The following is an 11,409-nucleotide window of genomic DNA, read 5'->3' on the forward strand; positions in this document are numbered from 1 at the left end:
CTTAGCCCCCTGGACCGGTTGTCGGACGTCTGCGGGTCCGTGGGGGCTGGTCGCGCAGTTCCCCGCGCCCCTGAAGGGGCCCCGGCCCCCGGTGTTCGGCTGTCGGCCGGTGGGGGCTGGTCGCGTCGTTCCTCGCGAACCCGAAAAAAGGCCCCTGGCGGGGCCTTTTTGGGTCAGTGGTCGTCTTTCAGACCGTTGCTCCGTGGTGGTGGTGGAGTCTTCCCGCGGGGCGCAGGAGCAGGGAGAGGGAGGCTGCGGCCACTGCCGCCGCGCCCAGCATCACCGGCAGGAAGCCGACGGATCCCAGCGCGGTGTGGGTCAGGAAGGCTCCGAAGAGGCCGCCCGCGACGCCCGTCGGGAGGACGATCCTGCGGACCGGCAGGCGGTGCGGCAGGCGGTATGCCGCCGCCAGGGCCAGTGCCAGACCGAGGATGGCCGAGCCGAGCGCTTCCAAGAACATGAGGGGGGGTCCCTTCCGCACGGCTGTGTGCACTTCGGTCGTAGCCCGTCATACCCGTGACCTGCGGAATGCAACCCTCCCGTGTGGATGAGTTGTGCTCCATCTGTGAAGCGCGGACCTGCGGCGCGGACCGGGTGGACGGGCAGGACGGCATGGAAAAAGGGCCCGGTGGCCATCGGCCCCGAGCCCCTTTTCCACTCTTCCGCGTTCTGCGGCGTCCTGCGTCCTACAGCGCGCTGAAGCCGACCTTGCGGGTCGTCGGCTCGCCGAGCTCCACGTAGGCGAGGCGGTCCGCCGGAACCAGGACCTTGCGGCCGTGGTCGTCCACGAGGCTGAGCAGCTGCGACTTGCCTGCCAGCGCCTCGGACACCGCGCGCTCGACCTCTTCCGGGGTCTGACCGCTCTCCAGAACGATCTCGCGGGGCGCGTGCTGCACGCCGATCTTGACCTCCACGGCTATGTCCCTCCGACGGTCACTGATGTGCGCGTGTGTCCGCGCCGTACGCAGCACACATTAGCCCGGTGAGGGGACGTACACGGTCCGCCCGAGAACGCCAGGAGCGAACAGCTTGTGGGAACAAAGTGGCGGTCGGCGTCGATGCGCCGGGGCCGGCCGCGGTCAGTTGTGCTCGCTGCCGTGCAGGGGGAAACCCGCGATGCCCCGCCACGCCAGCGAGGTCAGCAGCTGCACCGCCTGCTCGCGCGGCACGCTGCGGTCGCTGTGCAGCCAGGAGCGGGCCACCACCTGGGCGAGTCCGCCCAGCCCCGAGGCGAGCAGCATGGACTCGGCCTTCGACAGACCGGTGTCCTCCGCGATCACCTCGCAGATCGCCTCCGCGCACTCGAACGTGACCTTGTCGACCCGTTCGCGCACCGCGGGCTCGTTCGTCAGGTCCGACTCGAAGACCAGCCGGAAGGCACCGCCCTCGTCCTCCACGTACGCGAAGTAGGCGTCCATGGTGGCCCGTACGCGCAGGCTGTTGTCCGAGGTGGACGCCAGCGCGGTCCGTACGGAGACCAGCAGTGACTCGCAGTGCTGGTCGAGCAGTGCGAGATAGAGATCCAGCTTGCCGGGGAAGTGCTGGTAGAGAACCGGCTTGCTGACGCCCGCGCGTTCGGCGATGTCGTCCATCGCGGCCGAGTGATATCCCTGCGCAACGAACACTTCCTGGGCGGCGCCGAGGAGCTGGTTGCGTCGGGCACGGCGCGGCAGGCGTGTGCCCCGCGGGCGTGCCGCCTCTGTCTGCTCGATGGCTGTCACGCCGCCTCCCAAAATCGTCCACATGCGGTGAGCGCCGCGCGGCCATCGTACTTTTCGGTAACCGTGGTGTGCGCGGTGCGAGCGGAGAATTTCACGGACCGGACGTCGGTGAAACCGTGCAGATCGCGCCATAGGGGGTCATGGCGGGCTCATGGGGTTCCCGGTGCCGGGCCCGGGAACGGGTGCCCGTGTGTCCGGGCACGGCGGTCAGGGCGGCCGGCGGGGCCGCCCGGGGCCGGTTCACCGATAGTCGTCCTCGTCGAGTTCCACGACTCTCGCCTGTTCGGCGAGGTCTCCCTCGCTGGCGCTGTCCGGGTCCGCTCCGGTCAGCGGGTCGTCCCGCCGGGGTGCGAGATCCGTCCGCTGCTCGGCGGCGTCGGCCTCGGGGGCCTCCACGCCGATCTCGGTCGCGCCGGTGTCGTCCGTGTCCTCAAATGCCTCGGGGTCGGTGGGGTCGACAGTCATGAGTCCTCTTCCCGAGCGGTGCGAGTGCGCTCTTGCGCTGGTACGAGTGCCCTCGTTCACGAAGCCTAAGAGACCTGGGAGGGGGGCGCTACGCGATCCGGCCGGACCGCGGCTTCTCCCTGTGACGGCGAACACACGATCCAGCGCGTGATCGTCTCGTAACATTGCCGCATGTCTTCGACCGAACTGCCGTCAGTGCTGGCCACCTCCGTCGCGCCGAAGGTCAGTTCCGTCAGGGTGGCGGCGGGGGAGCGGCTGCGCACGGTCGGGCTCCCCGGGATCACGCTGACGGTCCGTTCGAGGCCACCGGCCGCGGAGGGACTGCCGCCCGCGCTGTACGTGCACGGGCTGGGCGGTTCCTCGCAGAACTGGTCGGCGCTGATGCCGCTCCTGGACGGCCTCGTGGACAGCGAGGCCCTCGATCTGCCGGGCTTCGGCGACTCGCCGCCGCCGGACGACGGTGACTACTCGGTGACGGGACACGCCCGCGCGGTCATCCGCTATCTCGACGCGGCCGAGCGCGGGCCCGTGCACCTCTTCGGGAACTCGCTGGGCGGCGCCGTCTCGACGCGCGTGGCCGCAGTGCGTCCCGATCTCGTCCGCACGCTCACGCTCGTCTCACCGGCGCTCCCCGAACTGCGGGTGCAGCGCAGCGCGGTGCCGACGGCCCTGCTCGCCCTGCCGGGTGTGGCGGCCCTGTTCACCGGTTTCACCAAGGGCTGGACCGCCGAGCAGCGGGTGCGGGGGGTCACCGCACTCTGTTACGGGGACCCCGGCATGGTGACGCCGGAAGGATTCCGCAACGCCGTCGAGGAGATGGAGCGGCGGCTCGCCCTTCCCTACTTCTGGGACGTCATGGCACGCTCGGCACGCGGCATCGTGAACGCGTACACGCTGGGCGGCCAGCACGGACTGTGGCGCCAGGCCGAGCGGGTGCTGGCCCCTACACTTCTTGTCTACGGAGGCCGCGATCAGCTCGTCTCGTACCGTATGGCCCAGCGCGCGGCGCGTGCGTTCAGGGACTCGCGGTTGCTGACATTGCCTGACGCGGGGCATGTGGCGATGATGGAGTACCCGGAGACCATGGCCACGGCCTTCCGCGAACTCCTCGCGGACACAGGCAAGTTGACCGACACCGGCGCTACCGGCGCGAGGAGCTGAAGCGGGACGTGGGACGTCACAGCCGACGCGGGCCCGCCCCCAAGGGCGAGACCGCCGACCCTCCCGCTGCTCCGGCTGCCCGGCCGCAGACGGGGACCACCGGAGAGGCCGCGGGGCGCCGACGGCCCCCGGGCGGACCGCAGTCCGCGACACCGCAGGCCCCGCCGGCCTACGGAACGCCCACCCGGGGGGTGCCCCGACTGCCTGAAGGATGGGTTCCGCAAGGCCCCGGAGGCCCGCCCGGACAAGGGGGTCCGCCTGCGCAGGGAGGCCCTCGCACTACCGGTGGGGCTCCCCGGTACGCGGACCAGTACCGGGGCGGGGCGCAGCCGGGCGGAGGGCCGCGGCTTCCCGACGGCACCCCCGCGCACGGGTTCCCCCGCCTCCAGGACGGCACTCCGGCCCACGGTTTTCCGCGTCTCCCCGACGGCACCCCCGCCCATGGATTCCCCCGGCTGCCGGACGGCACCCCGGCCCATGGCTTTCCGCGGTTGCCCGGCGGCGGTCCGGCGCAGGGCGCGCCGCGCAACGCCGACGGCACCCCGGCCCACGGCACGCCCCGCGTCCGCGGCGGTCACCCCGAACAGCGTGAGGCGGGCGGCGGCTGGGGCGCGGCGAGGACGGCCACCGGGTCCGGGTACGGAATTGGCGTCGGCGTGCCGCAGGCATCCCCGCAAGGGCCGCCGCGCGGTCCGGGCCAGGGCGCGCCGCGCGACCGGCCGGGAGTACCGATCCCCGGGCAGCGGTACGCGCCGGGCGCGGCGGGAGCGAGTGGCCCGCGCCAGGCCTACGTCGACGCGTTCGGCGGGAGCGGCGCGGGTGGCGAGGACGACCAGTTCGCACCGCGTGCCGGCACACCCACGGCGGCAGCGCTGCGCGCGGACCCCTTCGCCCCGGTCACCGACCGGGAGGAGGAGGTCGAGCACAAGACACCGCCGCCCCGGGGGCCGAGGACGCCGGACACCGGGCCGGACAAGGCCAAGGGCGGCAAGGGCCGGGCCTTCACCGGCATCGCGGCCGCGGCCGTCACCACCGTGCTGGCCGTCGTCGTGGCGGGCCAGGTCGCCGACGGCGGCAAGGACGACTCCGTGGGCTCGCAGGCGGCCGGCGGCGCCGACCGGGAGGCCAAGGACTCCGCGTCGCGCACCGACAAGCGGCCCGCGCCCTCCACGAAACCGCGCGCGGTGACGCTGTCGTACACCGAGCAGATGGCGGCGAAATACCCCCTGGAGGCCAAACTCAAGGGGGGCGGGAAATTCGACGCGATCACCGGTTTCGACAAGGCGCCGGGAACCGGGCAGAAATTCACTTACCGCGTCGACGTGGAGAAATCCCTCGGACTCGACGGAAAGCTCTTCGCGCAGGCCGTGCAGAAAACCCTGAACGACAAACGGAGTTGGGCGCACGGCGGCGGCCGTACCTTCGAGCGGATTTCTTCCGGAAAGCCCGACTTCGTCATCACGCTCGCCAGTCCCGGCACCACCGCGTTCTGGTGCGCAAAGTCGGGTCTCGACACCACCGAGGACAACGTCTCCTGCGACTCGGCCGCCACCGACCGCGTGATGATCAACGCGTATCGCTGGGCCCAGGGCTCCGAGACGTACGGGGACAAGATGTACTCGTACCGGCAGATGCTGATCAACCACGAGGTGGGGCACCGGCTCGGGTACGGGCATGTGAGCTGCAGTGTCGACGGCGGGCTCGCCCCCGTCATGCAGCAGCAGACCAAGTTCCTGAACCACGACGGGATCAAGTGTCTGCCCAACCCCTGGCCCTTCCCGTCGAGTTGACCGGGAGGGCCGCGGGAGCGGTCGGGGGACGGACGGCTCACATTGACAGGCGGGGAAAGTTCGTTCATATTTTCTCGCATGTCGCCTCGTCACATCTCCGCACGCGCAGCCCTTGAGCTGGCGCTGTTCGGCGTGACCGCGCTCTGCGTGGCCGACATTCACTGTCGCTGACCCTCGCCCCTGGCGCGCGTCGGCGTTCTCTCGTTATTTCACCGGCACCGGAATCACGGTGCCGGGCGTTTTCCAGAGTGCCCTCATGCTCTCGTGCCGGCCTGCCCTCGGGGCGATTTCCGCGATCACTTCCTCACACCGCGCCCTTTCGCGCGCGGTGTTCGCCGAATTCTCCGAGGGGTTTCCTCCCATGCGCCGATCGTCCGTCACAGCGCGCCGTCTGGCCGCCGTATCCGTCAGCCTCGCCGTGGCAGCGGGTGCAGTCGCCTGCGGGCCGGAGGACAACGATGCCAAGGCCACGTCCGGCGGCGCGGACGCGAAGCCGGCCAAGGGCGGCACCCTCACGGTCCTGAACTCCAACCCGCAGCAGGACTTCGACCCCGCCCGGCTCTACACCTCCGGCGGCGGCAACGTCCCCTCGCTCGTCTTCCGTACGCTCACCACGCGCAACCGCGAGGACGGGGCCGAGGGCGCCAAGGTCGTCCCCGACCTCGCCACGGACACCGGCAGACCCAGTAAGAACGCGACCGTGTGGACGTACACGCTCAAGAAGGGCCTCACGTACGAGGACGGCAGCGCGATCACCTCGGCCGACATCAAGTACGGCATCGAGCGGTCCTTCGCGGCCGAACTCTCCGGCGGCGCGCCCTATCTGCGGGACTGGCTGATCGGCGGGGCCGACTACCAGGGGCCCTACAAGGACAAGAAGGGCCTCGACTCCATCGAGACGCCCGACGAGCAGACCATCGTGTTCCGTCTGAACAAGCCCGAGGGCGAGTTCCCGTACCTCGCCACACAGACGCAGTTCGCGCCCGTCCCGAAGGCCAAGGACACCGGCACGAAGTACGAGGAGCACCCGGTCTCGTCCGGCCCCTACAAGGTCGTCAAGAACGAGAACGACGGCGAGCGGCTGACCCTGGAGCGCAATACGCACTGGTCCGCGTCGACGGACGCCGAGCGCAAGGCCTACCCCGACACGATCGACGTACGCTCCGGGCTCGACTCGTCCGTCATCAACCAGCGGCTGTCCTCCTCGCAGGGCGCTGACGCCGCCGCCGTGACCACCGACACCAACCTCGGACCCGCCGAACTCGCCAAGGTCAGCGGTGACAAGGAGCTGGCCGCGCGGGTCGGCACCGGGCACTTCGGCTACACGAACTACATCGCCTTCAACCCGAAGGTGAAGCCGTTCGACGACCCGAAGGTGCGCCAGGCGATCTCGTACGCCATCGACCGCAGCTCCGTGATCAACGCGGCGGGCGGGTCCTCGCTGGCCGAGGCCGCGACGACGTACCTGCCCGACCAGAAGTCCTTCGGCTACACCGCGTACGACCACTTCCCGGCCGGCAAGTCCGGCGACGCGGCCAAGGCCGAGGAGCTGCTGAAGGAGGCCGGGCACGCGAAGGGCCTGACCGTCACGCTCACCCATTCCAACGCCAAGGACTTCGAGACCAGCCCCGAGATAGCGACCGCGATCCAGGACGCCCTGAAGAAGGCCGGGATCACCGTCAAGCTCCAGGGCTTGGAGGACAACGACTACAGCGACAAGATCCACAGCGCGAAGACCGAGCCCGGCTTCTTCCTCGCGCACTGGGGTGCCGACTGGCCCTCGGGCGGCCCCTTCCTGGCGCCGATCTTCGACGGCCGCCAGATCGTCAAGGACGGCGCCAACTTCAACACCGGCTTCCTCGACGACAAGTCGGTCAACGCCGAGATCGACGCCATCAACAAGCTGACCGACCTCGACGAGGCCGCCACCCGCTGGGGCGCCCTCGACAAAAAGATCGGCGAGCAGGCGCTGACCGTGCCGCTGTTCCACCCGGTCTACAAGCGGCTGTACGGCAAGGACATCAAGAACATCGTGATCAGCGACTGGACCGGGGTGCTGGACATCTCGCAGGTCTCGGTGAAGTAGCGCCGTGAGCGACGTACTTGTCGCCTCCCAGGCCCCTGGCGGAACGGACCTCTCCGTTCCGCCGGGGGCCTCGGGGGCTCGTCAGTTCTGGCGGCGGCTGCGCGCACAGCGCGCCGCCCTCGCCGCGGCGGCCGTCGTCGCCCTGCTCGTCCTGGTCGCGCTCGCCGCGCCCCTGCTCACCGCGATCGAGGGTCAGGATCCGACCACGTACCACCCGGATCTGATCGATTCCGCGCGCGGCGGAGTGCCGGTCGGATCGTTCGGTGGCATGAGCGGTGACCACTGGCTCGGCGTCGAGCCGCAGACCGGCCGCGACCTGTTCGCACGGCTCGTGTACGGGGCCCGGGTCTCGCTGGGTGTCGCGCTGGCCGCGACCGTCGTGCAGATCGTCATCGGGGTGGTGGTCGGTGTCGCGGCAGCGCTCGGCACCCGCTGGGTCGACCAGCTGCTCAGCCGGTTCACCGACATCATCGTCGCCCTGCCGCTGATGATCATGTCCCTCGCGCTGCTCGCGATCGTGCCGTCGGGATTCCCGCGGCCCGTCCTGGTCGCGGGCGTCATCGGCCTGATCGCCTGGGGCAACATCGCGAAGATCGTCCGCGCGCAGACGCTCACCCTCAAGGGGCTGGACTACGTCTCCGCCGCCCGGCTCAGCGGCTGGGGCACCTGGCGGATCGCCCGGCGCGAGCTGCTGCCGGGGCTCGCGGCGCCCGTCATCACGTACGCCGCGATCCTCATCCCGTCCAACATCAGCGTCGAGGCGGCCCTGTCCTTCCTCGGCGTCGGCGTGAAGCCGCCGACGCCGTCGTGGGGGCAGATGCTCACCGCCGCCGACGTCTGGTACCAGGCCGCGCCGCAGTACCTGCTGCTGCCGGCGGGCGCGCTCTTCGTGACCGTCCTCGCGCTGACCGTCCTCGGCGACGGGGTGCGTACGGCCCTCGACCCGCGCGCGGCCTCACGGCTGCGGGTGGGGACGGGGCGGCGGCGGGAGGCGAAGGCGGCGCAGTCGCTGGCGGTTGCTGAGGGGGCCGGAGGGGTTGGTGGATCCGGCGAGCTCGGTGGGTCCGGCGTGACCGGTGGGTCGGGGCGGGGAGGTTCCTCATGAGTGGGTTCACGGGGTTCGTCCTGCGCCGGATCGTCGGCGTCCTGATCACCCTCTTCGCCATCTCGGTGATCATCTACGTCGTCTTCTACGTCACCCCCGGCAACGTCGCCCAGATCACCTGCGGCCCGCGCTGCTCGCCCGCCCAGGTCCAGCAGGTCGCCGAGCAACTGCGCCTCGACGACCCGCTGTACGTGCGCTACTGGCACTTCCTGGAAGGGCTCGTCGCCGGCCAGGACTACTCGACCGGCACCGCGGTGCAGCACTGCCCCGCGCCCTGCCTCGGGCTGTCGTACCAGAGCGACCAGCAGGTCACCGAGCTGATCCTCACGAAGCTGCCGGTCAGCCTGTCGCTCGTGTTCGGGGCGATGGTGATCTGGCTGATCCTCGGCGTCGGCACCGGCGTGCTCTCGGCGTGGCGGCGCGGACGGCTCACCGAGCGGGTGCTGACCGGCATCACGCTCGTGGGCGTGGCCACACCCGTCTTCGTCATCGGCCTGGTCCTGATGATCGTCGTCTGCGGCGAACTGGAACTGCTGCCCTTCCCGCAGTACGTGAACCTCACCGACGACCCCGAACAGTGGGCGTGGAACCTGCTGCTGCCCTGGCTCTCCCTCGCGCTCATCGAGGCCGCCGCGTTCGCCCGGCTGACCAGGTCGTCGATGCTGGAGACACTGGCCGAGGACCACATCCGGACCTTCCGCGCGTACGGCGTCGGCGAGCGCTCGATCATCTGGCGGCACGCGTTGCGCGGGGCGTTCGCCCCGGTCATCGCGCTGAACGCCAACAACGTCGGATCGGCCGTCGGCGGCGCGGTCCTCACCGAGACGCTCTTCGGACTGCCCGGCATCGGAAGGGAACTGGTCCACGCCGTCGATGTCGTCGACCTCCCCGTCGTCGTCGGGATGGTCCTGGTCGTCGGGTTCTTCGTCGTCATCGCCAACGCCCTCGCGGACGTGCTCTACGCGGTGGCCGACCGACGGGTGGTACTGGCATGAGTGACGTGGGTGGCATGAGTGGCGTGGGTGCGGTGAGTACGGGTGGTACTGGGCGGGGCCTGGTCGAAGTAGCCGATCTCACCGTCGGGTTCGGTGAACTGCGGGCCGTCGACGGGCTCTCCTTCCGGCTGGAGCGGGGCGCCGCCCTCGCGCTGGTCGGCGAGTCCGGCTCGGGCAAGTCCACGGTCGCCTCGGCCCTGCTGGGACTGCACCGGGGCACGGGCGCGTACGTCGGCGGCTCGGTCGAGGTCGCCGGGACCGACGTACAGCGGGCGTCGGACGACGAACTGCGGCGGCTGCGCGGCGCGCGGGCCGCGATGGTCTTCCAGGACCCGCTGTCGTCGCTCGACCCGTACTACGCGATCGGCGACCAGATCGCCGAGGTGTACCGCGTGCACACGCGTGCGTCACGGCGGGCGGCACGCGCGCGTGCCGTGGAGGTGCTGGACCGTGTCGGCATTCCGGACGCGGTCCGGCGGTCCCGCGCGCGCCCGCACGAGTTCAGCGGCGGGATGCGTCAGCGTGCCCTCATCGCGATGGCGCTTGCCTGCGAGCCCGACCTGCTGATCGCCGACGAGCCGACCACCGCGCTCGACGTGACCGTCCAGGCCCAGATCCTCGATCTGCTCCACACGCTGCGGGAGGAGACCGGAATGGGTCTCCTGCTCGTCACGCACGACGTGGGCGTCGCCGCCGGGAGCGTCGACGAGATCCTGGTCATGCGGCACGGGCGCGTGGTCGAACACGGCCCCGTCGCCACGGTTCTCGGAGCGCCGGCGCAGCCTTACACGCGCGAACTGCTGGGCGCGGTCCCGAGGGTGGATGCGTCGAGGGTCGATGCGTCGAGGGTTGATGCGTCGAGGGTCGATGTGCCGAAGGCGGATGTGCCGGACGGGAAGGTGCCGCAGGGGGACGCGCCGCGGGTGCACGTGCCGCGGGTGCACGTGCCGCGGGTGCACGTGCCGGGCGCGGCGGCGGCCGGGAGTGCGGCGGTCGGGGAGTCCGGCGCGGCTTCCGGTGCGCCGCTGCTCACGGTGAAGGACACGGCGGCGGTCGCGGCGGCCGACGTACCGCTCGACCTACCGCTCCACGCTCTGCCCGGCGCGCCACGCGGTGCGGCGTCCGGCGTGACAGCCGACACGGCATCCGGCGCGGCGGCGGGCGAGGTCGTGCTGGCAGCGGTCGGGCTGCGGCGCGAGTTCGGGCGCGGGAAGCGCGCGTTCGCGGCCGTCGACGACGTGTCGCTCACGGTCCGCCGGGGCGAGACGCTCGGCATCGTGGGCGAGAGCGGCAGCGGCAAGACGACGCTGGGCCGCATGCTGGTCGGCCTGCTGGAACCGACGGCGGGGCGCATCAGCCCCGGCGGCGGCGTACGCCCCGACGTACAGATGGTCTTCCAGGACCCCGTCTCCTCCCTCAACCCCCGCCGCAGCGTGGGCGAGTCGATCGCCGACCCTCTCCGGGCGCGGGGCGAACGGGACGAAGGGGGCGTGCGGGGGCGCGTACGAGAGCTGTTGGAGCGGGTGGGGCTCGAAGGGGCGCACTACGACCGCTACCCGCACGAGTTCAGCGGGGGCCAGCGCCAACGCGTCGGCATCGCTCGGGCCCTGGCGGCCGACCCGCGGGTCATCGTGTGCGACGAACCGGTCTCCGCGCTGGACGTCACCACCCAGGCCCAGGTGGTCGCCCTGCTCGGCGAACTGCGACGGGAACTCGGCCTCGCCCTGGTCTTCGTGGCACACGATCTCGCCGTCGTACGCCAGGTCAGCGACCGGGTGGCGGTGATGCGCAACGGCCGGATCGTCGAGTACGGACCCGTCGACGAGGTCTACGAGTCGCCGCGGGACCCGTACACACGGCAGCTCCTCGCCGCCGTCCCCGCGCTCGATCCGGCGGTCGCGGCCGCCCGCCGCGCGACCCGCCGAAGCGCCCGCCAACAACTGGCCGCCGTATGACGAAACGTGTTCGGATGATCTCTTAGCGCGACGGAACGCGACCCGCACGGGAAAGTTACGACCGTTCACCCCTTTTGGTGGTGCGATGGACAACCGTCCATCGCACCACCGCCATGTCCGCATACGTTCGT

General features: G+C 71.0%; 11 protein-coding genes. 7 read left to right on the plus strand and 4 right to left on the minus strand.

Annotated elements, in window-relative coordinates; genetic code table 11:
- Positions 1–187: 187 nt before the first annotated feature.
- From ACZ60E_RS21750 to ACZ60E_RS21765, 4 genes are all read right to left on the minus strand, one after another.
- A complete protein-coding gene (locus tag ACZ60E_RS21750) occupies positions 188–460 on the minus strand; it encodes a hypothetical protein (RefSeq protein WP_384804530.1) in 273 nt (90 codons plus the stop codon).
- Positions 461–686: 226 nt separating this feature from the next.
- Complete coding sequence (locus ACZ60E_RS21755) at positions 687–914, minus strand: DUF3107 domain-containing protein (protein ID WP_055610545.1); 228 nt, start codon at positions 912–914, stop codon at positions 687–689.
- A 165-nt stretch (positions 915–1,079) separates the two neighbouring features.
- Positions 1,080–1,721: a TetR/AcrR family transcriptional regulator gene (locus ACZ60E_RS21760; RefSeq protein WP_384804528.1), complete on the minus strand. Its 642-nt coding sequence runs from the start codon at positions 1,719–1,721 to the stop codon at positions 1,080–1,082.
- A gap of 240 nt (positions 1,722–1,961) precedes the next feature.
- Complete coding sequence (locus tag ACZ60E_RS21765; RefSeq protein WP_384804526.1) at positions 1,962–2,186, minus strand: hypothetical protein; 225 nt, start codon at positions 2,184–2,186, stop codon at positions 1,962–1,964.
- A gap of 171 nt (positions 2,187–2,357) precedes the next feature.
- Here ACZ60E_RS21765 and ACZ60E_RS21770 point away from each other — a divergent pair, with 171 nt between their 5' ends.
- The 7 genes from ACZ60E_RS21770 to ACZ60E_RS21800 all read left to right on the plus strand — a co-directional run bounded on the left by ACZ60E_RS21770 (position 2,358) and on the right by ACZ60E_RS21800 (position 11,278).
- Positions 2,358–3,347 carry an alpha/beta fold hydrolase gene (locus ACZ60E_RS21770; protein ID WP_384804524.1) on the plus strand — a complete coding sequence of 330 codons (990 nt, stop codon included), beginning with the start codon at positions 2,358–2,360 and terminating at the stop codon, positions 3,345–3,347.
- A gap of 491 nt (positions 3,348–3,838) precedes the next feature.
- Positions 3,839–5,137 carry a DUF3152 domain-containing protein gene (locus ACZ60E_RS21775; protein WP_469442476.1) on the plus strand — a complete coding sequence of 433 codons (1,299 nt, stop codon included), beginning with the start codon at positions 3,839–3,841 and terminating at the stop codon, positions 5,135–5,137.
- A gap of 78 nt (positions 5,138–5,215) precedes the next feature.
- The gene (locus tag ACZ60E_RS21780) at positions 5,216–5,308 is read left to right on the plus strand and encodes an Ms4533A family Cys-rich leader peptide (protein WP_318658070.1); all 93 of its coding nucleotides are present in this window, start codon (positions 5,216–5,218) and stop codon (positions 5,306–5,308) included.
- Positions 5,309–5,498: 190 nt separating this feature from the next.
- Positions 5,499–7,223 (plus strand): ABC transporter substrate-binding protein, encoded by a 1,725-nt coding sequence (locus ACZ60E_RS21785; RefSeq protein ID WP_469442477.1) that lies wholly within the window; start codon positions 5,499–5,501, stop codon positions 7,221–7,223.
- Positions 7,224–7,227: 4 nt separating this feature from the next.
- The gene (locus ACZ60E_RS21790) at positions 7,228–8,328 is read left to right on the plus strand and encodes an ABC transporter permease (RefSeq protein WP_469442478.1); all 1,101 of its coding nucleotides are present in this window, start codon (positions 7,228–7,230) and stop codon (positions 8,326–8,328) included.
- Positions 8,325–9,323 carry an ABC transporter permease gene (locus tag ACZ60E_RS21795; protein ID WP_469442479.1) on the plus strand — a complete coding sequence of 333 codons (999 nt, stop codon included), beginning with the start codon at positions 8,325–8,327 and terminating at the stop codon, positions 9,321–9,323. Before ACZ60E_RS21790 ends, ACZ60E_RS21795 begins: the two co-directional genes overlap by 4 nt.
- Positions 9,324–9,337: 14 nt before the next feature.
- Positions 9,338–11,278 (plus strand): dipeptide ABC transporter ATP-binding protein, encoded by a 1,941-nt coding sequence (locus ACZ60E_RS21800; protein WP_469442735.1) that lies wholly within the window; start codon positions 9,338–9,340, stop codon positions 11,276–11,278.
- Positions 11,279–11,409: the final 131 nt, after the last annotated feature.

This window comes from Streptomyces sp. NPDC102514 (assembly GCF_055584525.1).

What these genes read in the sequence shown, in the direction of transcription:
- ACZ60E_RS21780 (WP_318658070.1), top strand. Translation starts at nt 5,216, where the DNA reads ATGTCGCCTCGTCACATCTCCGCACGCGCAGCCCTTGAGCTGGCGCTG.
- ACZ60E_RS21770 (WP_384804524.1), top strand. Translation starts at nt 2,358, where the DNA reads ATGTCTTCGACCGAACTGCCGTCAGTGCTGGCCACCTCCGTCGCGCCG.
- ACZ60E_RS21750 (WP_384804530.1), bottom strand. Translation starts at nt 460, where the DNA reads ATGTTCTTGGAAGCGCTCGGCTCGGCCATCCTCGGTCTGGCACTGGCC.
- ACZ60E_RS21785 (WP_469442477.1), top strand. Translation starts at nt 5,499, where the DNA reads ATGCGCCGATCGTCCGTCACAGCGCGCCGTCTGGCCGCCGTATCCGTC.
- ACZ60E_RS21800 (WP_469442735.1), top strand. Translation starts at nt 9,338, where the DNA reads ATGAGTGGCGTGGGTGCGGTGAGTACGGGTGGTACTGGGCGGGGCCTG.
- ACZ60E_RS21765 (WP_384804526.1), bottom strand. Translation starts at nt 2,186, where the DNA reads ATGACTGTCGACCCCACCGACCCCGAGGCATTTGAGGACACGGACGAC.
- ACZ60E_RS21795 (WP_469442479.1), top strand. Translation starts at nt 8,325, where the DNA reads ATGAGTGGGTTCACGGGGTTCGTCCTGCGCCGGATCGTCGGCGTCCTG.